Raw genomic sequence first — 23,762 nt, 5'->3', positions numbered from 1 at the left:
TGTGGTATATTTATACCTCAAACATGGTATGCTTTTTATGAGTTTGATAAAATGGCCATCCGTATGAAAAAATCGACATTTTCATAAAACACTAACGAGCAACAATATAAAATCGCCCAGAGATTTTAGTTTGTCTGCTTAATCTACATCTACTATTTCAGGCAATTTAACATTTAATGCCTGACCTATCTTATACAATGTTATTATTGTTGGATTTGTACGCCCTTTTTCTATTCGTATCAGATTATTATATTCTATATCCAGCATATCTGCCAAATCCATTATGGATAAGTTTTTACCCTCCCTTATATTCCTGATTTTCAAACCAATTTTCCTTTTGAGGATCTCCTTATCCATATTTAAACTATCATTAATGATTGTTGTTAAAGAAAATTGTTTAGATTTGCATTTCAACAATCTTTAATGATTGTTTTGTTAAAAGGAGTATGCTGAAAATCCTATTTAACAGAGTAAGCCCAAATATTAAACATTTTTAAGGAGATGCCCGCCATGAAAACATAGTATTCAAAAGCCTAAAACTAAAATCACACCACACCTTAATCAAAATCCCAAAATTTAAAGTCGATTATTAACAATTTTACTTAAAATTGATGAAGACACAACAAAAATTTAATACCCGGCCTATCAGATCATTCAAAATGTTTTCCTTATTAACTTTTACAATAGCAGGAATCACATTATGCCCATACAACCTTCAGGCCTCCGACCGAAACGATACGAATAAAGCCATAGTGCATGAAACAACACCTTTGCAAAAAGGTAAAACAGTAACAGTAACAGTAAGCGACAATGTTGGCCCTGTAGTTGGCGCCAATGTAGCGGTAAAAGGAACTACAAATGGAAATATCACAGATATCGATGGAATAGCTAGATTGGACAACGTGCCCGAAAATGCTACCTTGCTTATTTCATTTGTAGGATATATATCGAAAGAAATATCCGTAGCCGGACAAACATCTTTTAACGTACAGCTACAAGAAGACACCAAAACACTGGATGAGGTAGTCGTAATTGGATATGGTACATTAGAGAAGAAGCAAGTGACCAGTTCTGTAACATCCATATCAGCAAAAGACCTGATGACAGGAGTAGGCGGATCGGACGTATCCTCCGCTTTGCAAGGTAGAGTTAGCGGACTTATTATGAACAATATCGGTAGTGCAAATGCAGGAACTACATTCCAGCTGCGAGGGATGACTTCTATAAACTCAGGGAAGTCGCCTCTTATCGTTATTGATGGGTTTCCGGGAGGGGACATACGCTCACTCTCGCAAGACGATATCTTGACTATCGACGTCCTTAAAGATGCCTCTGCCGGAGCTATCTATGGAACACGTGCTGCATCGGGTGTAATACTCATTACCACCAAAAGCGGATCGAATACAAGCGGTAAGGTGAAAATGACCTACTCGACCGAAATGACAAAGAAACAAAATTACGGAGCTCCAGAGATGCTAACAGGAAGAGAATATGCAGAGCATAAGATCGGTACAGATTATGGTACAGATACAAATTGGTGGAAAGAGCTTATCAACGATGATAACTTTTCACAAAAACACCATCTTTCTCTCGAAGCCGGAACAGAGAATGCCCAAATATATTCTTCCTTTTTTTATGAAAAAAATCAGGGAATTTCAATCAAAGATGAGCGTCAGGATTATGGAGGAAGATTTAACGCCAACTTTAAAGTTCTTGATGGATGGCTCGAAATCAGACCGAGCGTAGATTATCGTCAGGCGATGCGCAATAACAACTATCCAAACTTCCAGCAGGCGATGCGCAACAACCCAACCAGATCTCCTTACGACCCTGATAGCGAAACAGGCTACAATGTATGGACCAACGAAACACTGGACTATAACGTTTTAGCTGATGCCAACCTGAGTACTTACGAAGGACTGGACAAATGGTTCAAGCCTGAAGCTACTTTCAAATTGAATATAAAACCTATACCCGGCCTGTCATTTCAGCAAGTAATAGGATATGAAAACCGCCAGTGGGAATATCATTTCTACAAATCGCGCTATCACCGAGAAGAGATAGAAGACAGACGAAGAGGAGCCGCAACCCTCACTTTCGACAAAACAGAAAATCTTACTTCCGAAGGTTTCGCAACTTACATCAAAGAATTTGATGGCGGACATGTACTAAATGCTGTAGCAGGGTATTCTTATTTTGAGAAAAACGGTGAAGGATTTAGTGTTTCCAATTACGATTTCGATGTAGATGGAATAAAATTTTGGAACATCGGTGCCGGATCCTACCTGAGTGATGGTAAAGCCGGAATGAGTTCAGGCAAAAGTATTACAGAACGCTTATTTTCTGTATTTGCACGTGCCAACTACTCGTATCAAAACAAGTATCTATTACAGGCTTCACTCAGACACGAAGGTTCATCGAAGTTTGCAGCAGACAACCGCTGGGCCGATTTCTGGTCTTTGTCGGGTGGATGGCGCATCTCTGGTGAAAAGTTTATGAAGAATATAAGCTGGATAGATGACCTCAAAGTTAGGGTTGGCTATGGAGTAACAGGTAATAACGACTTTAGCTCCTCTTATATGGCGGATATGCTGGGCTCCGATGCGTACTGGATGCTTCCTGACGGAACATGGGCATACTCATTTGGTAAAACTCAAAATATAAATCCAAACCTAGGATGGGAAGAAAAGAAAGAATGGAACTTCGGTTTGGATTATTCGCTTTTCGATGGTCGCCTATATGGTAAATTCGATTATTACAGACGTAAGATCGACAACCTTATCTACAGTGTTAAAGTTCCTCAACCACCATTCACACAAGGTTCTCAGTACCAAAACATAGGTAGTATGGAGAGTAAAGGATGGGAGTTTGAAATTGGCGGAGACATCATCCGTACTAAAGATTTCACATGGAACAGTAACCTCAACCTAGGTCACAACTCGGGTAAGATTCTTACTCTTTGGGGGAATAATACATATTACAACGGAAATGGGTTTCCTGCCCCGGGTAGCCCGGGAGATGCAGCACGCATAGAAGAAGGTTCTACAATAGGCGCATTCTATCTTTGGAAGTTTGCGGGATTCGACGATGATGGAAAATTCTTACTCTACAACAAAGAAGGAAAAATAATACCGGCATCGGAAAAAACCGAAAACGATAAACAATACATCGGAAATTATACACCTAAGCTCATCCTCGGATGGAGACATACCTTGCAGTATAAAAATCTCGATATGGGAATCAGTTTGCGAAGCTGGATCGACTTTGATGTATACAATGCCCTAAACATGTACTTCGGAATTCAGGGGCAGGGAAATACGAATGTATTAAAATCAGCATATGGCGAATTCAACCATATTAAAGGGGAAAAACAAATCTGTGATTATTATCTCGAAGACGGTACATTCTTAAAGATAGATGCGATCACACTCGGGTACACCCTTTCTATGAAGAAATATACGAAACTGATAGACCGCCTACGCATATACGGAACCGTAGGTAATGTATGCACCATTACCGGCTATAGCGGCATGAACCCCCAAGTGAATATCACAGGATGGGAAGGTGGTACGGAAAAATTCTGGTCAAGAGATGATTTTTATCCTACAACCCGCACTTATACATTAGGTCTTCAGTTAAATTTCTAAACATACACAAAAGATGAAAAAGTTTAAAATATATAATTCCGTCTTAATCGGAATTACGATTTGTCTATTCGCAATTACTTCGTGTAGCGTAGAACCTACATTTTATTCACAGGTAGTTCCTGAGACATTCTACACCTCTCAGGAAGCTGTTTGGGAACGTTTCAACCGTCCGTTTACACATTGGCGCTGGTATATTGCCAATAACGAACCTCGCTGGATGTTGCAAGAATTGGGTACCGATGAATTTTGCTTGCCTACACGTGGTAGCGACTGGTATAATGGAGCCTTGTATCAAAAATTCCATCACCATGAATACACTGAGGACATGGCTTTTATAGAAACAGGATGGACTAACTTTGCTATGGGAGTGGCTCTTGCATGGGATGCTCTCGAAGATTTAGAAAAAGTAAACTTCGATGCTTTGGGATTTGCTGAAGGTACACGAGAATCGATGCTAAATCAGCAAAAAGCACTTGTAGCCTCTTTCTATCTGGATGGTCTGGATTTCTTTGGAGGAGTACCTCTATATACTACTACACAGAGTGAAGTAAAAGGACGTTCTACAGATAAAGAGACTTTCGATTTTATAGAGAAATTACTCAAAGAAGCTATTCCTAATCTTCCTGTAAAAGAAGAGCTTGGCGGATTGGAAAACGGAAGTATCAATCGGGCTGCCGGAGCGGCTTTACTGGCTCGCCTTTATTTTAACGCCAAATCATATATCGGCGAAGAAAAGTATTCAGAAGCAGCAACAATCTGCCAGGATATCATTGACGGAAAATACGGCAAATACAAATTGGATACAGACTGGACAAATATATTCGGATTCGATAACGAAACTAGTCCCGAAATTATTTGGTCTGTACCAAGCGAGAATGCCAAGCTCGAAACTGACGGTATGTACTGGAGCTATATGGTACCTTACAACTACAAGAATTATTTGGGAGGACTAGAAGGCTCAGGTTCTAATAACGGTATTGGACTAATACCAAGCCTCGATCCGACAGGTAAAAAATATTCTCACAAATTGGGTGGTGCTTATGCCAAGTTCAACGATAACGACATTCGCAAACAACTATATGTATACGAAGGAGCCGGCAAGTATCGTGGAATGTTTATTGTAGGAGAACTTGTAAATCCTACAAATCCAAGCTGGACATGTACAGGGAGCCGCGAATACAGCGGAAAAACACTTGTAGTAAGAGATCAGGTTGCTTATTTTGCAAAAGTTGGATCGGCGGAATATCCGACATTGGAGTCACTTCCATCTACAATTGCCACAGCAGAAGAAGCTTCTTGTGTGCGTGTTACTAAACGTAGCCCACGTCCTAATCAGAGTGAGAAAAACCGCAAATTCGATCCGGACGTTCCTGTTATTCGTCTTGCAGAAATTTATTATACATTGGCAGAATGCAAAATGCGGGCTGGAGACAAAGATGGCGCAGCCGAATTGATCAATACTGTACGTAAACGCTATTTTGCAAATGGCAACGACCCTGATCCTGTAACGGGCTCTAAGCTGGATAAATATCGCATGCTGGATGAATGGCAATTAGAATTTTTGGCAGAAGGCAGAAGACGCACCGATTTAGTACGTTGGGATGCCTATGTAACAGAAAATTGGTGGGATCATAAAGCAACTAACAATACAGACCTGAATAGATTCCCTATTCACTATAGTCTGATAGGAGCAAACAATTTATTGAAGCAAAATCCCGGATATTAAAAATTAAAAATCTCTGTAGTGCATTCCTCTCTGTTTGCACTACAGAGATTTTAATCGATAAAATGACAACTAAATGCCCTCAAAGTCTCTAAAAATCTTTAATTAAGCAACAGTTTAAGAACAAATGAAATATTTTTATCTAGTTCCTTAAATAATAAATATTTACCTTTGTCTTTCTATAAATACATTATATATGGAATCGTTGGAAAATGGCTCATTTAAAGTCCGCTTCGGAGTTATAGGCACAAATTTTATAGTAGACAAAGTTCTGGAAGCGGCGAGACTTGACCATCGTTTCGAACTTGCAGCAATCTATTCCCGTACACAAGAACGTGCAGATGAATTTGCGAAGAAGCACAACGTTCCCCATACGTTCACTTCTCTTGAGGATATGGTTTCGAGCAATTTGATAGATGCGGTATATATTGCATCGCCGAATTCGCTACATGCTTCACAAAGCATTTTGTGTATGCAACATGGCAAACACGTATTTTGTGAAAAACCATTTGCATCGAATGCGAATGAAGTAAAAGCCATGATAGCGGCAGCCGAGAAGTATAATGTAAGGCTAATGGAAGCAATGAAGCCGACAATGACCCCAAACTTCTCTACAATAAAAGACAATCTAAAAGAAATAGGAACAATACGTAAATATTTCTCTTGTTATTGCCAATACTCCTCTCGGTACGACAAACTAAAAGAAGGCGTTATATTAAATGCTTTCGACCCGTCGTTATCTAACGGAGCAGTAATGGATTTGGGCGTATATACCATATATCCGATGGTGGTCTTATTCGGGCGACCTAAAAAAATTAGCGCTACAGGCCTTAAACTGTTTACAGGAGCCGATGGACAAGGAAGTGTTAATTTTGAATATGAAGACATGGATGCAACAGTCATGTATTCCAAAATAGCAGACTCGAGCCTACCAACAGAGATACAGGGAGAAGAGGGTACAATAACTGCCGACCGGATAAATATCATAAACAAAGTAACACTAAAAAAACGAGGAGGAGAGGAAACTATAATAAGTATTCCCAATCCTACACATGAGTATTATTTTGAAGTTGCAGAATTCATTGATCTAATTCAAAAAAATAGAAGAGAATCTACAATTAATAGCCTTGAGAATTCATTAATTACAATAGAAATTATTGATGAAATAAGGAAACAATTGGGGATAATTTATCCTGCAGATAGCATATAATATTAAATTGTCACAAATACGCGTTTGTTTTATTACATTATTTTGAATAAAAAAAGATTTTTGCTCTAAGAGATTTACTATTGTTATACAANNTTTTTAACAGTAATGAGAGATTTACTTATTTAAAATATTCCTAGCTTTATTCCGCATTTTCATTTACTTTTTAGGATTGAATAAATGCTACCGTGATTGCACATTATAGCACTCATTAACAAAAACTTAAAGCCGTCTTGTTTGTCATTGACAAAATAGGCTCAAGACAACAAGAAAAATGCTCAGCTTTTTATAAATTATATGAACAATTAAACAATCTATATTTTAACTTTCTTGAAAAAGACAGAACTTATTATTTACTAACCCATGAATAAACTAACATCTTATTCGCGCCCTCAGACCCTCTGGCTGGTAATACTCAGATTACTGATTGGCTGGCATTTTTTATACGAAGGTCTTGTAAAACTCTTTAGTTCAAGTTGGACTGCTTATCCTTACCTTATGGATTCACGAGGATTTATGGCAGACTTCTTCCACAGTATTGCCGAAAACGCAGAATTTCTAGCCTTTTCGAATTATGTTAATATCTACGGATTAACACTTGTCGGACTCGGACTTATACTTGGTTGCTTTTCGCGTTATGCATCTATCGGAGGTATCGTTTTTCTTAGCCTATACTATTTGTCTCACATACCTTATATAGGCGCAAATTCTATGATGCCAACCGAAGGCTCTTATCTATGGATAGACAAGAACCTGATAGAGATAGGAGCATTGATGGTATTAATATATTTCCCTACCTCGCACATTATCGGATTTGACCGATACATTTCAAGATTATTAAAACGCAAAACAGCTTAACAAACATGACATCCGAAGATAAGATAGTTCCAGAGCCAAATAAAGACAACAACGCTCAGTCTAACGACAGTCAACTGCCCGAATCACAAGGCAGACGAGAAGCATTGAAGGCATTAGCTACAGTTCCTGTATTGGGAGCTTTAGCCTATGGTGTTTATAAGAAGCAAAAATATGATAAGACGATGCACGATGTGAGCGACGTCTTTAAATTAAGTAAAGAAACAGCAACTATCCCCGAACTACAGCCAAACGGAAAACAGATTCGATTAGGGATTATTGGTTGCGGCATCAGAGGAAAACAATTGTTAAGAGCTGCTGGATTTGCAACCCCAGAATCTCTCCAAAAGCTGATTGACTCTTCAAAAAAAGACAAAAAAGATAGTAGATATCAACTATTTAGAGAACAAGAAAACCTCAATATCGTCTTAACAGGCGTGTGCGACATATTCGATACATTTGCCGAAGAAGGTATTGCAGCCGGATCAAATATAAACAGGGAAGGTGTAGGCGGTAAACTGGGACCTGCTCCAAAACGATATCGTCACTATCAGGAAATGCTTGCAGCTGACGACATCGACGCCGTTATCATTGCTACACCCGATCACTGGCATAGCACAATGGCTATGGATGCAGCAAAAGCAGGAAAACATGTGTATGTAGAAAAACCGCTTTCGTGGACTGTACCCGAAACGTACATGATAAGAGAGGTTATTAAACAGACCGGCGTAGTTTTTCAGCTAGGACATCAAGGCAGACAGGTAGACAGCTACCATAAAGCTAAAGAGATATTAGACAAAGGATTACTTGGCCCTGATACGCTTATAGAAGTTTGTACAAACCGTAATGATCCTAACGGAGCTTGGGTTTATGATATCCATCCTACAGCGAACCCACAGACAGTGGACTGGAAACAATTTGAGGGTGATCCTGAAAGAGTGAAAGAATATATGGACTATATGACAGCGCATAATCTTGCCAAATATGTAGGTCCGGATGCTAGAGACAAGTTTAGCCTCGAACGTTTCTTCCGTTGGCGTTGCTGGTGGGATTACAGTACAGGACTAAGTGGAGACTTGCTTACACACGAGTACGATGCTGTAAACCAATTGATGGGCGTCGGCATTCCTCATTCTGCAACTTCTTCCGGTGGTGTTTATTTCTTCAAGGATGGAAGAACCGTTCCGGATGTGCTGCAAACAACATTCGAATTCCCTGATAAAAATATGACAATGCTATATAGTGCAACATTAGCCAGCAACCGCAATAGGGGAAAAGTAATCATGGGGCACGATGCATCGATGGAAGTCGGAGATACGCTAACCGTTAAAGTAGATAGCGGATCGACAAGATACAAGGAGAAAATCGAGAAAGGAATCATCAAACCCGATGTACCTTTCTATACATACGTTCCGGGTAAAAGCAATGTAGACGCAGTAACTTCTGCCACCGAGCTGTATTTTGCTCAACGTGGTCTGCTATATTCGTATCTGGGAGGAAAGCGGTATGATACAACATTCCTTCATATCAGAGAATGGCTGGAGTGTATCCGCGACAACAGTAAGAAAACTTCTTGTGGTATCGATGCTGCTTTCGACGAAGCCATTACAGCACACATGGGAACTCGTGCATATCTGGAAGGTCGTACAATGTATTGGGATAAAGACAAAGAGGAAATAGTAAGAGGCGAAATAAATTAATATATTTACAATTTAGCAGTGAAAAGTGAAAACTAAAATATACCATTAAATCTAAAAACAATATTAACCAAAAAACAAAAAAAATTATGGCATCAGACATTTCGAGAAGAAAGTTCCTCTCAACAGGAGCAAAAGCCGCTATTGGACTGACGATCATCCCAAGCTCTGTATTGGGGAAAAACTTTGGGCATATAGCTCCGAGTGACAAATTGAATATTGCAGCTGTAGGTATTGGCGGCATGGGACATGCTAATATCAAAGCTGTGGAAGCTACAGAAAACATAGTCGGACTATGTGACGTAGACTGGAAATATGCTAAAGGCGTATTTGAAAGATTCCCAAATGCAAAAAAATATTGGGACTTCCGTAAGATGTACGACGAAATGGGCAAATCCATTGATGCGGTAATAGTAGCAACAGCAGACCATACACATGCCATCGTTTCTGCCGATGCAATGACAATGGGCAAACATGTGTACTGTCAAAAACCGCTTACTCATACAGTTTATGAATCACGCTTGCTAACTAAGTTGGCTAAAAAACATAAAGTCGCTACTCAAATGGGTAACCAAGGCTCATCGGGAGAAGGCGTTAACCTCGTTTGCGAATGGATTGCCAATGGCGAGATAGGTGAAGTAACAAAAGTTGAATGTGCTACCGACCGCCCTATTTGGCCACAGGGACTAAATGCTCCTGAAAAAGTAGATAAAATACCAAGCACCCTAAATTGGGACTTATTTTCAGGCCCTGCAAAGGTACGCCCTTACAATGCATTATATACTCCTTGGAACTGGCGTGGCTGGTGGGATTATGGTACAGGTGCATTAGGCGACATGGCTTGTCACATCATGCACCCGGTATTCAAAGGCTTGAATTTGGGCTACCCTACTAAAGTACAAGGTTCATCCACCTTGTTGTTGCAGGATTGCGCACCACAAGCACAACACGTTAAATTAACATTCCCTGCTCGCGATAATATGCCGAAAGTGGGTATGCCTGAAGTTGAAGTACATTGGTATGATGGCGGTATGATGCCAGATCGTCCGAAAGGTTTCCCTCAAGGAAAACAATTAATGGGCGAAGGTGGTGGATTGGTTATCTTCCATGGAACAAAAGATACGCTGATTTGCGGATGCTATGGAGTGAACCCTTGGTTGTTGTCTGGTCGCGTTCCGAAAGCACCTAAAACACAACGCCGTGTAGAAACATCTCACGAAATGGATTGGGTACGCGCTTGTAAGGAAGATGCCTCTAGTCGTGTAATGACTAAATCCGATTTCAGCGAAGCAGGTCCATTCAACGAAATGGTAGTAATGGGAGTATTGGCGATTCGTTTGCAGACCTTGAATAAGGAATTGTATTGGGATGGAGATAACATGAAGTTCACAAATATCGACCCTAACGAACAGATTAAGATATTAATCAAGGATGACTTCAAGATTGTTGACGGCGACCCTAAATTCAATAAGATCTGGACTGATCCTATCAATGCTCAGGAGTTTGCAAATGAACTGATCAAGCATACATATCGTCAGGGATGGAAATTACCTGATATGCCATAACTAAGTAATATTGTTTTAATTTAAAAATCAAAATAAAGATGAAAAAAATTATCTATTCATTAAGCTGTTGCATGATTGCCGGAGCATTTATTGCTTGTGGCGGTGGGGCTAAGAATGCTGAGAAAAAAGGGACTGATACTGATTCAACAAAACGAACTGAAGCAATGAAACCTGAATATACTGTATTAGACAAACCTCAAGTAGACCTGTCTAAATTCAAAAAAGATAAAGATGGTTATATCGTTATCTTCGATGGCAAAACATTCGACGGATGGCGTGGTTATGGAAAAGATGCTGTTCCGGGAAAGTGGGTTATCGACCAAGGAGCTATCAAATTTAATGGTAGCGGCGGCGGAGAAGCTCAAGAAAAAGACGGTGGCGACATTATCTTTGCTCACAAGTTCAAAAATTTCGAATTGGAACTAGAATGGAAAGTGGCTAAAGGAAGTAACTCCGGTATTTTCTATCTGGCACAAGAAGTTCAGACAAAAGATCCGAAAACCGGAGAGATGAAAATGGAACCTATCTATATTTCAGCTCCTGAAGCTCAAGTGTTAGACAATGCCAATCACCCTGATGCAAAAATGGGTAAAGACAACAACCGTCAATCAATGTCATTATATGATATGATTCCTGCTAAACCACAAAACGCTAAACCATTCGGTGAATGGAACAAAGCGAAAGTTATGGTTTACAAAGGAACTGTAGTTCATGGACAAAATGGCGAAAACGTAGTTGAGTATCATCTATGGACTCCACAATGGACAGAAATGCTTCAAGCAAGCAAATTTAGCGAAGAAAAATGGCCTTTGGCTTACGAATTGCTAAACAACTGCGGTGGACCTAACAGAGAAGGTTATATTGGTCTTCAAGATCATGGTGATGATGTTTGGTTCCGTAATATCAGAATCAAAATCCTTGACTAATAACTAGTTTTTTCTATTAAAATATCTTCCAAATCCTTGAAGGGCTTGCCCCTTCTTGGATTTGGCTTTTAAATAATCTTACATTATCATGAAAGTATCAATTATTATAGCTACTACTCTCCTTATGTTAGCTTCTTGCAATCCAAAAGCAGATGCAACTCAGCAACAAGCTGCACCTGTAAAGAAAGATATTTCTCTACAATTGTACTCGTTGAGAGACGACATTGCTAAAGACTATGATGCAACAATCAAGAAAGCCGGAGAAATGGGATTCACATCGGTAGAGGCTGCGAATTATGCAGACGGAAAATTCTATGGAAAAACACCTGAAGAATTTAAGGCAAGCATAGAAAAAGCCGGAATGAAAGTGCTTTCTTCTCATACAGGAAAAGGCCTTACAGAAAAAGAACTGGCTTCTAAAGATTTTACAGAAGCACTTAAATGGTGGGATCAAACTATTGCAGCGCACAAAGCAGCAGGAATGAAATACATTGTAACTCCATGGATGGATACACCTAAAACATTGAAAGACTTACAAACTTATTGTGAGTACTATAACGAAATAGGAAAGAGATGTAAAGAAAACGGTATGCTCTTTGGCTATCACAATCACGACTTCGAACTGAAAAATAAGATCGAAGATAAGGTTATGTACGACTACATGCTAGAAAACACAAACCCTGAATATGTATTCTTCGAAATGGATGTATACTGGGTAGTAAGAGGTGGAAAAAGCCCTGTAGATTATTTCAATAAATATAAAAACCGTTTCACTTTGCTGCATATCAAAGACAACAGAGAACTTGGACAAAGTGGTATGGTAGGCTTTGACGCCATCTTCAACAACACTGATGCTGCAGGAGTTAAACATCTTGTGGTAGAAGTAGAGCAATACAGCTTTACTCCTGAGGAAAGTGTAAAGAAAAGCCTTGACTATTTATTAAATTGTCCTTTAGTAAAAGAAAGCTACGACAAATAAGAAAAATTAGATATGCTTTTGTCAGATTGGACGGAGTAGTTTGAAGATCTATTTAGCAAATGTATATTTCTTTAAAGAAATTCTTCTCTCCGTTCATTATGACAAGCCGCATAGCTAAAAAAGTATATAAGCGAATAGATGAACGCAATAATGGCCGACAACGGCTCCTTCTACTACAATATACAAGGTAGAGCCGAAGGAACCAGTTATAATATTATATATCAAGATAGTGAAGATAGAGATTTTCAACCCGAAATAGAAGAGCTGCTTGCCAACTTTGAGAAATCATTATCGGTATATGACAATGAATCCATTATTTCGCGAGTCAACAGAAATGAAGACGTAGAAATAGATGATTATTTTTATACAGTCTTCAACAAAGCAAAAGAAATAAGTGCCCACACAGAAAATACTTTCGATATCTCGGCAGAGCCGCTATTCAGGGCCTGGGGATTTAGCTCTCAAGAAAAATGTCCGCCCAATAGGAAGCAGATAGAAGAGATGAGAAAGTATATAGGAATGGACAAAATAAGCATCAAGGACAGACGCATTGTAAAAGATCATCCCAATATTGTATTGAATGTAAATGCTATTGCAAAAGGATATTCTGCTGATATTGTAGCTTTATTCTTGGAACAGCATAAATGCCTTAATTATCTTGTAGAGATCGGAGGAGAAATTCGAGTAAGAGGAGAAAACCTTCATGGCGAAGACTGGAGAATAGGTATTGACCGCCCATCCGAAAGCAACCTCATTCCCGGACAAGACATGCAAGCTATTTTACAAATTACAAATAAAGGAATAGCGACTTCCGGAAATTACAGACAATTTTATATCGAAAATGGAGAAAAAATAACGCATACAATCAATCCGGCTACAGGCTATCCGGCACGGCATAATCTACTATCCACAACAGTGATAGCAAACGATTGCCTCACAGCAGATGCTTATGCCACAGCATTTCTGGTTGCGGGAGTAGACAAGTCGTTGGAATGGATAAATAACAACGCTGAGATTGAGGCTATATTTATCTGTGACGAGGATGGAGAGTATAAAATGTACTGCACTCCGGCATTAGAAGACAAGATCATTCAAGGAGACGAATAAGATGCCTTTCTTACTGTGTTAAAAAGAAATAAATATTAAAACATATCCGCTTTGTTAGATATTATTTGTATTATTTTGTCAACTGAAAACAATCTAATAGAAATAATATCATAAAGCACTAAAAAAACAAAAATCATGAATACCTTATTATTTTTAGGAAATCTGGGAACAGGTGAAATCATCATCATAGCCATAGTTGTACTTTTACTTTTCGGGGGACGCAAAATACCTGAACTAATGAAAGGACTAGGGAAAGGTATCAAAAACTTCAAAGAGGGAGTTAAAGGTATAGAAGATGATATAACCGGGGATAACGATACAACAACTAAAAAAGATTGATGTAGTATACTTCTATGGAAGAGAACAGTGAAGGAATGTCCTTTTGGGATCATTTAGAAGAACTACGGTGGACTCTTGTCAGGTCTATCATTGCCTTATTTGTTTTTGCGATACTTGGTTTTGCAATCATGCCGTATATATACGACAGCTGGATAATGGGTCCTACCCGTGCCGACTTTGTATTGTATAAATATCTATGTTATGTGACATCATCCGTGCCCTTTATGCCCGACTTCTGCGATGATACATTTCATATTAAGATTATAAACTATAATCTTACTTCGCAGTTTTTCAGGCACATGACCACTTCATTTTGGTTTGCTCTAATATTGACATTCCCATACCTTGCATTTGAAGTGTGGCGTTTTGTAAGCCCTTATCTCTATTCTAATGAGAAGAAGAGTATCAGATGGGTATTTCTGTTCGGAACAGGTATGTTCTTTATCGGATGTGCTGTAGGATATTTTCTTGTATTCCCTATGACATTCCGATTCTTATCGACATACCAATTAAGTGAGATGATCGAGAATACAATTTCGCTCGATTCGTATATGGATAATTTCCTTACGTTAATATTCATCATGGGAATTGTATTCGAACTTCCTTTGGTATCGTGGCTTTTATCTCAATTGGGCTTTTTAAATAGATCTTTCTTTAAGAAATTTAGAAGACATGCCATTGTTGGACTATTGGTATTATCAGCCATAATCACTCCATCAGGAGATCCATTTACCCTTTCGGTTGTATTTGTGCCGCTTTATATGCTCTTTGAATTGAGCCGCTTTATGGTAAAACCTGCACCGAAAGAAACGGATGAGGAAGATGAGGATGAAGATACTGCCGATGTAGAAATAAAGACTTTGTAATAGTAAATATTACTTGGGAGAGAAATCATCAAGAGAATCTGCATTTCTATTAAAAGATAAAATATCGATAAATAAAAACCCCGATTGGTAACCAATCGGGGTTTTTATTATATATAAGATTTCTTATGCGCTTAAGCCTCTGCCGGAGCATCTCCGTTTGCCTTCTGTACAGGCTTTTCTGGTCTTGGAGGACGAGGAAGAAGAACCTTACGAGACAATTTAAACTTACCTGTCTTAGGGTCAATATCGATGAGTTTCACCTCAATCTTATCACCTTCTTTCAATCCTACTTTTTCCATGTCTTCTACACGATCCCACGAAATTTCAGAGATATGAAGCAATCCGTCTTTTCCTGGAAGGAATTCACAGAATGCACCGTAAGGCATTACCGAACGTACTTTTGCAGTATATACCTCTCCTACTTCTGGTACAGCAACAATTCCTCTAATCTTAGCCATTGCAGCTTCGATAGCAGTCTTGTTCGTAGCTGAAACTTCAACGCGTCCATAACCATCAATTTCTTCGATAGTAACAGTTGCTCCTGTTTCTTCCTGAATACCTTGAATAATTTTACCACCGGGTCCTATTACAGCTCCGATAAATTCTTTGCTGATAATTAGCACTTCGATACGTGGAGCATTTTCTTTGAAGTCGGCACGTGGTTCAGGTAATGTCTCAAGGATTTTACCCATAATATGCAAACGTCCTTCACGAGCTTGGTTCAATGCCTTCTCTAGAATTTCGTAAGAAAGTCCATCTACTTTTATATCCATCTGAGTAGCTGTGATACCATCTTTTGTTCCACAAACCTTAAAGTCCATGTCTCCCAGATGATCTTCGTCTCCCAAAATATCTGAAAGTACAGCAAAGTTAGTACCTTTCTTCTCTGAGATAAGTCCCATTGCTATACCTGTCACCGGCTTTTTAATCTTCACCCCTGCATCCATTAATGCCAATGTACCGGCACAAACTGTAGCCATAGATGAAGAGCCGTTCGACTCTAATATATCTGATACCACACGTATAACGTAAGGATAATCGGAAGGGATCATCGGTTTCAATGCACGGTGTGCAAGATTTCCATGACCGATTTCACGACGACCTACTCCACGTTGTGGTCTTGCTTCTCCTGTTGAAAACGGAGGGAAATTATAATGTAGAAGGAATCTCTTCTTACCATTGTTCAATACATCATCAATGATTTTCTCATCAAGCTTTGTACCTAATGTTACAGTTGTCAATGATTGTGTTTCACCACGTGTGAAAACAGCCGATCCGTGAGCTCCCGGAAGATAATCTACTTCGCTCCAGATAGGACGTATCTCTGTTGTTGTACGACCATCAAGACGTTTTCCTTCGTCTAAGATAGAACGACGCATCGCTTCTTTTTCTACATCATGGTAGTAACGAGAAATCAATGCACCTTTTTCGGCAAGCTCTTCTTCAGTGAGGTTCGCTTTATATTCTTCTTCTATAGCCTTGAAGTTATCTACACGCTCATGTTTGTTTGTATTTCCTGATGCTGCTACAGCAAAAGCTTTATCATAACATTTTTCCCAAACATCTTTGCGTAGGTCTTCGTCATTTGTTTCGTGGCTATATTCACGTTTTTTTGTAGTACCAACAAGCTCCATCAATTCAATCTGAGCCTGACATTGTACTTTAATCGCTTCGTGAGCAAACTTGATAGCTTCTAGCATTTCTGCTTCCGAAACTTCTTTCATTTCACCTTCCACCATCATAATGTTATCAATAGTAGCACCTACCATGATATCCATATCAGCTTTAGCTAATTGAGAAAATGTTGGATTTAAAATGAATTGTCCATCAACACGAGCTACTCTCACTTCTGAGATAGGACCATTGAACGGTATATCTGAAACAGCTAAAGCTGCCGAAGCTGCCAATCCGGCCAATGCATCAGGCATATCTTCACCGTCTGAAGAGAATAGAGTCACATTAACAAATACTTCCGCATGATAATCGTCCGGAAACAATGGACGAAGGGCACGGTCTACCAGGCGGCAAACCAATATTTCGTAATCTGAAGCACGTCCTTCTCGGCGTTGAAAACCTCCTGGGAAGCGGCCATATGCTGCAAATTTTTCTTTATACTCTACCTGTAAAGGCATAAAATCAACACCCGGATTTGCATCTTTTGCGGCACATACAGTGGCTAATAACATCGTATTACCCATCCGTACCATTACAGACCCATCAGCCTGTTTTGCCAATTTTCCGGTTTCAATGGTGATAGTCCTTCCATCACCTAAATCGATACTCTTTGTAATCGGATTAATCATAAATTTTTTTCTTAACGTCTTAAAATCAAACAAAGGTAAGTAAAGTTTTTGAAAATTAAGGGAATGGAGATCGAAAACTCCATCGGGAAAGACGAAATACAATAATAATATCAAGGTTTTCTTTTAGTTAATTTCATTCATCTAACCACCCGTTTACGTTCAATATTCATATTCTAGGCTTATGCTGATAATAAAAAATATCACTACATCTAGTGATTGACTACTACTTTAAGTTTTCATACATTTGCACATCAACTAAAAACTATAAATATCAACACATTAAGAAATAATGAGATCAAAGTCTTTTCTTTTTTTGACCCTCTTATTCTGTGCCATTATCAATAATACTTATGCTGATGATATTGTCATTGACAATGATACTATCAAAATGAAATATACAGCAAAAGAGGTTGTAATAGAATCATTTAAGCAAAACAGTGATTTATCGATACAACCTGTCTCAGCATCCGTTCTATCTGAAAGTATTATTAAAGAAAACAATATAACCAACATAAAAGAGGTGACGGCTTTTGTACCCAATCTATTCATGGTAGACTATGGCTCTAAAATGTATTGCCCTGTCTTTATACGAGGAATAGGAGCTGCAAAAAACACCCCTTCTGTAGGGCTATATGTAGATGGAGTACCGTATTTCGACCGCTCAACTTTTGATATGAACATTAGCGATGTAGACCGCATTGAAGTTCTGCGAGGACCACAAGGCACTATCTATGGCAGGAATACGATGGGGGGCATCATTAATGTTTTCACAAAATCCCCATTAAAGACAAAAGGGACTTACTTGAATCTCTCTGCCGGTAATTACAATGCCTATCAGACCGGAATTTCGCATTATGGAAATGTAGATAATAAAATAGGCTATTCCTTATCTGGTAATTATTCCCATTCGGGAGGCTACTTTATGAATAAAACCACAGGAAAACGAGCCGACCCGATCGATGGTGTTTCTACCCGTGCCCGACTAAGTTGGCGTATTATGCCACGGTTGACGATGAACCTTATTTTTGCTTATGAATATTCCGATCAGGATGGTTACCCTTACCGTATCTATGATAAGAAAACGGGTAAAATAGAAGATATAAATTATAATGAACGAAGTTTCTACCGTCGTAATATGTCTAACAATGGGTTGAATATAGAATATGTAACAGACAATTTCAAACTGAGTTCGCAATCCTCTTTTCAGTTTTATGACGGGAAACAAGGTATCGATCAGGACTTCTCGCCCAAAGACCTTTACTACGTAAACTTCTATCATCGTCAGCAAATGTACTCTCAGGAGTTTAATATCAAATCAATAAAAGAAGACAGCAAATACAAATGGCAGTTTGGAGTATTTGGATTCCACCAGAATTATTTCCAAACAAACGATACTGACTATCGCACATCGGGAAAACATGCAATCCAAAATGTAAACAATCCGACCGACGGAATTGCTCTATATCATCAGTCTACTTTGAATGATATTTTCATCCCGGGATTATCAGCGACACTTGGAATTCGCTACGACTGGGAGAAAACAAAATCTTCATTGATACGCATCACTGCAAATCCGAATGTAGAGCCTGTTGTCGATCCCGAAGTAAAGGCTAAGGACGATTTTTCTCAAATTACACCAAAAGCATCTATCCAATATGCGTACAGTCAGGATGGATTGACATATTTATCTGTAAGTAAAGGATATAAAACAGGAGGTTTTAACAATACGGCCGATGAAGATAAAGACCGTACGTTTGATCCTGAATATAGCTGGTCTTATGAATTAGGAACAAAATCAAGCTTTCTGGATAATCTGCTCTTCGTAGATTTCAGCCTCTTTTATATTAGATGGAGCAACCAACAGATTTCACAGGTAAAACCTACAGGACAAGGTTTTTTAACTCGCAATGCAGGTAAATCGGAAAGCAAAGGCTTTGAATTGACAACTCAGATAAACCCTTCGAGAAGTCTAAACTTCCAGATAGCCTATGGCTATACGCATGCTAAATACAAAGAGTATAAAGAAAGTGAGACGGTAAATTATAATAATAATTACTTGCTCATGGTGCCTAAGCATACATTGGCGATATCTGCAAATTACACCATAGACACAAACCTGAGATGGCTCGACAATGTTGTGCTTAACGCTCAATATACAGGAGTAGGCAAATTATATTGGAATGATGCCAACGATGTAGAACAACCATTTTATGGAATGTATAATGGGAAAGTTTCTTTCGTTAAAAAACAATTTTCACTAGATTTGTGGGCTAAAAATATAGGATCTAAAGATTATATCGCATATTACTTCGCAACATCTGGTAATAATTTTGTACAAAAAGGGAAGCCTTTCACATGTGGATTAAATCTGAACCTTAAATTCTAATATGGGAATAAACATTCAAAAAGGAGAAAAGCTATTTACATTCTTTTGCCTGTACATCGCACAATCGATACCAATGAGTTTCTTCTCTACGGTGATACCTGTAATTATGCGGCAACAGAACTTCTCGCTCGAGAGTATAGGGATGCTCCAATTGCTAAAACTCCCTTGGATACTAAAATTCCTATGGTCTCCTGCGGTCGACCGTTCGACTTTTAGAATAGGTGATTTTAAAAGATGGATTTTCTCCTCAGAATTAATATATGCATCCATCATATTTGCTGTCTCATTTCTCGATTTTCAAACCACACCTTATCTTATTATTGGGCTTGTAATATTATCTTTTATCGCTTCAGCCACACAAGATATTGCAACCGACTCACTTGCTGTTCTGTCTTTTAGTAAAAAGGACAAAAGCCTTGCAAACAGTATGCAGTCGATGGGAAACTTTGCAGGTGCTATGATTGGCGGCGGCATATTACTGTTACTCTATCATAAATTCGGGTGGGGAAATCTATTACCATTCCTCGCTGTATTTGTTATTATAGCTCTAATTCCTCTAATATTTTTCAAGAGAGGAAATAACCAAGTAATCATAAAAGCAAAACAAGAGAAAAAGCCAACCCCGGACGATCTTCTTGGCTTTTTCAAACAAAAAGGTATCTGGAAACAAGTTGTTTTCCTATTTGTCTATTATGCTGGTCTTATTGGTGTGTTAGCCATGCTGAAGCCTATGCTGGTAGACTATGGCTACAACATGAAAGAAATAGGCGTCATGTCGGGGATTGTAGGCACATCTATTGGCTGCCTTGCTTCTTTTGGAGGTGGTTTTATCGTTCGAAAAATAGGCAGACATTCCGCTCGAATATTGTTTGCCGTTTTCACATTGATAACTACTATCTACTTCTGCCTGTTAGTATCTGCTCTTCCAGTAAATATAGCAACTCTGCATTTGGGCATCTCTCTACTTTGGGCAAGTTATGGTATGGCGGTCATTGTTGTATATACCACAGCTATGGACTGTGTGCGTCCCGGGTTCGAAGGGACAGACTTCACAATACAAACTGTGATTACACACCTAAGCGGAATTATTATGGGTGTAAGCTCCGGTAAAATAGCAGCAATGATAACATACAAGGGACTCTTTGTTGTGGAAATGTGTATTGCAGCCATATCTCTGGCATTTATCTTATTTGCATTCAAACTTAAAGCACCGAAAGAACAAAATGAAACAAGAATTACTGAATAAATATAGCATCCCTGTTCCAAGATATACAAGCTACCCTCCGGCTAACTTTTTTAATGAATCATTTACTGCCGATTCATATAAGGAAGCTATTATCGAATCGAATGAACAAAATCCTCAGCATATATCCATCTATATACATATCCCTTTTTGCTATCACATGTGCTATTATTGCGGCTGCAATTCACAGCTACTCAAAGACAAAAATGTGGTAAAAGAGTATATAGAAGCCTTGAAAAAGGAGATACGGATGGTGCTTCCCCTACTCGACCATAGCCGTAAAATATCACAAATACACTATGGAGGAGGAACACCCACGTCACAACCTGTCTCTGTACTAAAAGAAATCAACCGGATAATCTTATCCGAGTTTGAATGCATCGAAAATCCGGAAATTGCAATAGAGTGTCATCCCGGATATCTGGATGAAAACTATTGGAATGATCTGATTGATGCAGGATTCAATCGAATAAGCATTGGCATTCAAGATTTTAACGAAGAGGTTTTAAAGGCTTCCGCCCGTAAACCATCACGAATGGTGATAGAGGATATAATACACATACTCAGGAGCAAAGGTATATCTGTAAATATGGATTTTATATACGGACTGCCTCTACAAACTACTGAATCTTTTGCTGAAACTATTAACAAGGCAATATCTTTGAAGCCGGACAGGATCGTCACTTTTTCTTACGCCCATGTTCCTTGGGTAAATGAGTTGCAAAAAAATCTCGAAAAGATTGGCTTGCCATCAGTTTCTACAAAAAACGAAATATACGAAACAGCTAAGAAATTGCTAATCGATGCTGGATATAAAACGATAGGGCTCGACCACTTTGTATTAGCAAATGACGAGCTCTACGAAGCTTTACAAACAAAATCACTGCATCGCAACTTTCAAGGATACTGTACCCGACACACCACAGGTCAGGTTTATGCATTCGGAAATACCGGGATCAGTCAATTATCTACAGCTTACAGCCAAAATGCAAAAGATCTGAACACATATATATCATCCGTAAATGAGGGTAAGTATCCCATAACTAAAGGGTATATACTGAATAAGGAAGAGCAAATTACCCGTGAAGTAATAGCTTCACTAATGTGCAACTATACAGTAAGTTGGTCGGATATAGCGAACCGAATGAATATGTCTGAAAAGGAAGTAAGAAATGCACTAAACTATAACAAAGAGCAGCTCTTTGATTTTCAAAAAGATGGAATTATCGAATTTTCGGAAGATTACATTACTGTATTGCCGGAGGCTGCACCCTTTGTCCGCAATGTTGCTGCTTCGTTGGATAAACTGATGGTAAATAACGAGAAACGTTATTCCAAATCGGTATAATCAATTTTTGGGTAATGGTTTATTAAAGAAAAAGATCTTTCAAGCATGGTTTAATTAATTAATAATGTATATCTTTAACAAATAGATTAAAAATTAACATTAATACTATGAAAGCTTACTCGCAAATATTACTTCTTTTCGTCTTTATGTCCTGTCTTTTTATATCCTGCAGTAATGATAAAGAATTACCAGAAGAAAATAAAACATACACATTTCATTCTATTATGTGGAAGTTAGAGGAGGGAGATAAACAAGAGGTAATAGAAGACCATAGAAGCATCTCTATCCATAACAACGTAGACGAACCAGCTATAATAACAAATAAATCAGAAGATTATATTAAGGACTATTCCCATTTTCATAACTCAGAGGATGCAGAACTATTAACCCAATTAATGGGTGAAGATTATACTGTCTCTATACCATCTGAGATCAGTCTCTTATCTTCTGATTATGTTTATTATTCAGGTAAAGAAGCTCCGCTACGCATTGGAGAAAAAGTAGAGCTAGAACCTTCCACGAAGGTTAAAGAATCTACAACATTACCACCACATAGCAAGTTAACTACTAATGTGACGATATATCAGAATAAAATAACAGCCACATATCGTATTCGTCTAGTGGCAGAGGATAATTCTTTTGATTACAAAGACATACATGGAAAATGGACCGGTGTATTTTTTAGAAATATGGAAAGTAGCTCTGTCGTTGAAGAAATAAAATAAAAACGAATCATTCGACAACATAATAATAAAAAACGGCTTCAATATAATTTGAAGCCGTTTCTATTTTGATACAATATGTTTTTACATACCTCCTGTAACAGGAATAACTTCTCCTGTAACATAAGCAGACAAATCCGATGCAAGGAATACAGCAACATTAGCTACATCCTCAGGTGTTCCTCCACGACGTAACGGAATTTGTTCTGCCCATTTTTTCTTTACATCTTCAGACAATACTCCGGTCATTTCTGTAATGATGAATCCGGGACAAATACAGTTCGCACGAACATTTCTCGAACCCAGTTCTTTTGCTACAGATTTAGCCAAACCAATCATCCCTGCTTTAGATGCAGAATAGTTAGCTTGTCCGGCATTACCGTTAAGACCAACTACGGAACTCATATTTATGACATTTCCGCTCTTTTGCTTCATAAAGATCGGAGTAAGTGCATGGATAAAGTTGAACGCAGACTTTAAATTTATATTGATTACCATGTCCCATTGCTGTTCAGTCATACGCATCATCAGTCCGTCACGGGTAATCCCTGCATTATTTACAAGAATATCTATCTGTCCGAAGTCTTTTGCAATTTCTTCTACCACTTTATGAGTGTCTTCAAAATTTGCAGCATTAGATGCATATCCTTTTGCTTTCACTCCAAACTTGGCAATTTCTGCTTCAGTCGCTTTTGCGTTGTCATCTATAGCTAAGTCAGTAAATGCAATATTTGCTCCCTGCTCTGCAAATTTAAGTGCGATGGCTTTACCTATACCACGAGCTGCACCTGTAATAATAGCGGTTTTACCTTCTAGTAATTTCATAATTTAAAGTATAAATTAAATTTA

General features: G+C 38.5%; 18 protein-coding genes. 15 read left to right on the top strand and 3 right to left on the bottom strand.

All coding sequences use genetic code 11. The features are described from left to right. Positions 1 to 138: 138 nt before the first annotated feature. The gene (locus tag B3P17_RS13650) at positions 139 to 357 is read right to left on the bottom strand and encodes a helix-turn-helix domain-containing protein (RefSeq protein WP_006841523.1); all 219 of its coding nucleotides are present in this window, start codon (positions 355 to 357) and stop codon (positions 139 to 141) included. A 254-nt stretch (positions 358 to 611) separates the two neighbouring features. Between B3P17_RS13650 and B3P17_RS13645 the strand changes: the two genes are divergently transcribed. From B3P17_RS13645 to tatC, 11 genes are all read left to right on the top strand, one after another. Further along, the gene (locus B3P17_RS13645; RefSeq protein ID WP_252637082.1) at positions 612 to 3,647 is read left to right on the top strand and encodes a SusC/RagA family TonB-linked outer membrane protein; all 3,036 of its coding nucleotides are present in this window, start codon (positions 612 to 614) and stop codon (positions 3,645 to 3,647) included. Positions 3,648 to 3,660: 13 nt separating this feature from the next. Then, on the top strand, positions 3,661 to 5,373 hold the full coding sequence (locus B3P17_RS13640; RefSeq protein ID WP_252637081.1) for a RagB/SusD family nutrient uptake outer membrane protein: 1,713 nt from the start codon (positions 3,661 to 3,663) through the stop codon (positions 5,371 to 5,373). Positions 5,374 to 5,566: 193 nt separating this feature from the next. Beyond that, a complete protein-coding gene (locus tag B3P17_RS13635; RefSeq protein WP_252637080.1) occupies positions 5,567 to 6,580 on the top strand; it encodes a Gfo/Idh/MocA family protein in 1,014 nt (337 codons plus the stop codon). A 360-nt stretch (positions 6,581 to 6,940) separates the two neighbouring features. Continuing rightward, positions 6,941 to 7,435, top strand: a complete 495-nt coding sequence (locus tag B3P17_RS13630; protein ID WP_135106623.1) for a DoxX family protein — start codon at positions 6,941 to 6,943, stop codon at positions 7,433 to 7,435. A 5-nt stretch (positions 7,436 to 7,440) separates the two neighbouring features. Then, entirely contained in the window at positions 7,441 to 9,132 is a 1,692-nt protein-coding gene (locus B3P17_RS13625) for a Gfo/Idh/MocA family protein (RefSeq protein WP_291105885.1), read from the top strand. 86 nt (positions 9,133 to 9,218) lie between these two features. Then, a complete protein-coding gene (locus B3P17_RS13620; protein WP_252637076.1) occupies positions 9,219 to 10,694 on the top strand; it encodes a Gfo/Idh/MocA family protein in 1,476 nt (491 codons plus the stop codon). A 38-nt stretch (positions 10,695 to 10,732) separates the two neighbouring features. Further along, on the top strand, positions 10,733 to 11,620 hold the full coding sequence (locus B3P17_RS13615) for a 3-keto-disaccharide hydrolase (RefSeq protein ID WP_291105883.1): 888 nt from the start codon (positions 10,733 to 10,735) through the stop codon (positions 11,618 to 11,620). 88 nt (positions 11,621 to 11,708) lie between these two features. Further along, positions 11,709 to 12,599, top strand: a complete 891-nt coding sequence (locus B3P17_RS13610) for a sugar phosphate isomerase/epimerase family protein (protein ID WP_252637074.1) — start codon at positions 11,709 to 11,711, stop codon at positions 12,597 to 12,599. Between the two features lie 138 nt (positions 12,600 to 12,737). After that, positions 12,738 to 13,706 carry an FAD:protein FMN transferase gene (locus B3P17_RS13605; RefSeq protein ID WP_252637072.1) on the top strand — a complete coding sequence of 323 codons (969 nt, stop codon included), beginning with the start codon at positions 12,738 to 12,740 and terminating at the stop codon, positions 13,704 to 13,706. 135 nt (positions 13,707 to 13,841) lie between these two features. Further along, positions 13,842 to 14,045 (top strand): twin-arginine translocase TatA/TatE family subunit, encoded by a 204-nt coding sequence (tatA, locus tag B3P17_RS13600; RefSeq protein ID WP_006841533.1) that lies wholly within the window; start codon positions 13,842 to 13,844, stop codon positions 14,043 to 14,045. A gap of 14 nt (positions 14,046 to 14,059) precedes the next feature. After that, positions 14,060 to 14,911 (top strand): twin-arginine translocase subunit TatC, encoded by an 852-nt coding sequence (gene tatC, locus B3P17_RS13595; protein ID WP_291105880.1) that lies wholly within the window; start codon positions 14,060 to 14,062, stop codon positions 14,909 to 14,911. Positions 14,912 to 15,042: 131 nt separating this feature from the next. On the opposite strand, the gene pnp is transcribed toward tatC, so the two are convergent. Continuing rightward, the gene (pnp, locus tag B3P17_RS13590; protein ID WP_291105878.1) at positions 15,043 to 17,214 is read right to left on the bottom strand and encodes a polyribonucleotide nucleotidyltransferase; all 2,172 of its coding nucleotides are present in this window, start codon (positions 17,212 to 17,214) and stop codon (positions 15,043 to 15,045) included. Positions 17,215 to 17,503: 289 nt separating this feature from the next. On the opposite strand from pnp, the gene B3P17_RS13585 reads away from it, so the two are divergent. From B3P17_RS13585 to B3P17_RS13570, 4 genes are all read left to right on the top strand, one after another. Then, a complete protein-coding gene (locus tag B3P17_RS13585) occupies positions 17,504 to 19,600 on the top strand; it encodes a TonB-dependent receptor (RefSeq protein ID WP_252637067.1) in 2,097 nt (698 codons plus the stop codon). A gap of 1 nt (position 19,601) precedes the next feature. Further along, positions 19,602 to 20,846, top strand: a complete 1,245-nt coding sequence (locus B3P17_RS13580; RefSeq protein ID WP_252637065.1) for an MFS transporter — start codon at positions 19,602 to 19,604, stop codon at positions 20,844 to 20,846. Next, positions 20,824 to 22,191: an oxygen-independent coproporphyrinogen III oxidase gene (gene hemN / locus B3P17_RS13575; RefSeq protein ID WP_252637062.1), complete on the top strand. Its 1,368-nt coding sequence runs from the start codon at positions 20,824 to 20,826 to the stop codon at positions 22,189 to 22,191. The genes B3P17_RS13580 and hemN overlap by 23 nt, the downstream gene beginning before the upstream one ends. A gap of 224 nt (positions 22,192 to 22,415) precedes the next feature. Then, positions 22,416 to 22,916: a hypothetical protein gene (locus B3P17_RS13570; protein WP_252637061.1), complete on the top strand. Its 501-nt coding sequence runs from the start codon at positions 22,416 to 22,418 to the stop codon at positions 22,914 to 22,916. 81 nt (positions 22,917 to 22,997) lie between these two features. Here B3P17_RS13570 and fabG read toward each other — a convergent pair whose 3' ends face one another. After that, positions 22,998 to 23,738 carry a 3-oxoacyl-[acyl-carrier-protein] reductase gene (gene fabG / locus B3P17_RS13565; protein ID WP_252637060.1) on the bottom strand — a complete coding sequence of 247 codons (741 nt, stop codon included), beginning with the start codon at positions 23,736 to 23,738 and terminating at the stop codon, positions 22,998 to 23,000. Positions 23,739 to 23,762: the final 24 nt, after the last annotated feature.

The organism is Dysgonomonas sp. UBA7630, from assembly GCF_002483985.1.
GTDB lineage: Bacteria > Bacteroidota > Bacteroidia > Bacteroidales > Dysgonomonadaceae > Dysgonomonas.
The sequence above is the reverse complement of the archived record's forward strand: the minus strand, read 5'-3'. Positions and strand labels throughout refer to the sequence as shown.

Bases quoted from the DNA above. Each gene is read 5' to 3' on its own strand.
- B3P17_RS13615 (WP_291105883.1), top strand. From the start codon at position 10,733: ATGAAAAAAATTATCTATTCATTAAGCTGTTGCATGATTGCCGGAGCA.
- B3P17_RS13640 (WP_252637081.1), top strand. From the start codon at position 3,661: ATGAAAAAGTTTAAAATATATAATTCCGTCTTAATCGGAATTACGATT.
- B3P17_RS13645 (WP_252637082.1), top strand. From the start codon at position 612: ATGAAGACACAACAAAAATTTAATACCCGGCCTATCAGATCATTCAAA.
- B3P17_RS13585 (WP_252637067.1), top strand. From the start codon at position 17,504: ATGAGATCAAAGTCTTTTCTTTTTTTGACCCTCTTATTCTGTGCCATT.
- B3P17_RS13650 (WP_006841523.1), bottom strand. From the start codon at position 357: ATGGATAAGGAGATCCTCAAAAGGAAAATTGGTTTGAAAATCAGGAAT.
- fabG (WP_252637060.1), bottom strand. From the start codon at position 23,738: ATGAAATTACTAGAAGGTAAAACCGCTATTATTACAGGTGCAGCTCGT.
- B3P17_RS13605 (WP_252637072.1), top strand. From the start codon at position 12,738: ATGAACGCAATAATGGCCGACAACGGCTCCTTCTACTACAATATACAA.
- tatC (WP_291105880.1), top strand. From the start codon at position 14,060: ATGGAAGAGAACAGTGAAGGAATGTCCTTTTGGGATCATTTAGAAGAA.
- B3P17_RS13580 (WP_252637065.1), top strand. From the start codon at position 19,602: ATGGGAATAAACATTCAAAAAGGAGAAAAGCTATTTACATTCTTTTGC.
- pnp (WP_291105878.1), bottom strand. From the start codon at position 17,214: ATGATTAATCCGATTACAAAGAGTATCGATTTAGGTGATGGAAGGACT.
- B3P17_RS13630 (WP_135106623.1), top strand. From the start codon at position 6,941: ATGAATAAACTAACATCTTATTCGCGCCCTCAGACCCTCTGGCTGGTA.
- tatA (WP_006841533.1), top strand. From the start codon at position 13,842: ATGAATACCTTATTATTTTTAGGAAATCTGGGAACAGGTGAAATCATC.
- hemN (WP_252637062.1), top strand. From the start codon at position 20,824: ATGAAACAAGAATTACTGAATAAATATAGCATCCCTGTTCCAAGATAT.
- B3P17_RS13570 (WP_252637061.1), top strand. From the start codon at position 22,416: ATGTGGAAGTTAGAGGAGGGAGATAAACAAGAGGTAATAGAAGACCAT.
- B3P17_RS13635 (WP_252637080.1), top strand. From the start codon at position 5,567: ATGGAATCGTTGGAAAATGGCTCATTTAAAGTCCGCTTCGGAGTTATA.
- B3P17_RS13620 (WP_252637076.1), top strand. From the start codon at position 9,219: ATGGCATCAGACATTTCGAGAAGAAAGTTCCTCTCAACAGGAGCAAAA.
- B3P17_RS13610 (WP_252637074.1), top strand. From the start codon at position 11,709: ATGAAAGTATCAATTATTATAGCTACTACTCTCCTTATGTTAGCTTCT.
- B3P17_RS13625 (WP_291105885.1), top strand. From the start codon at position 7,441: ATGACATCCGAAGATAAGATAGTTCCAGAGCCAAATAAAGACAACAAC.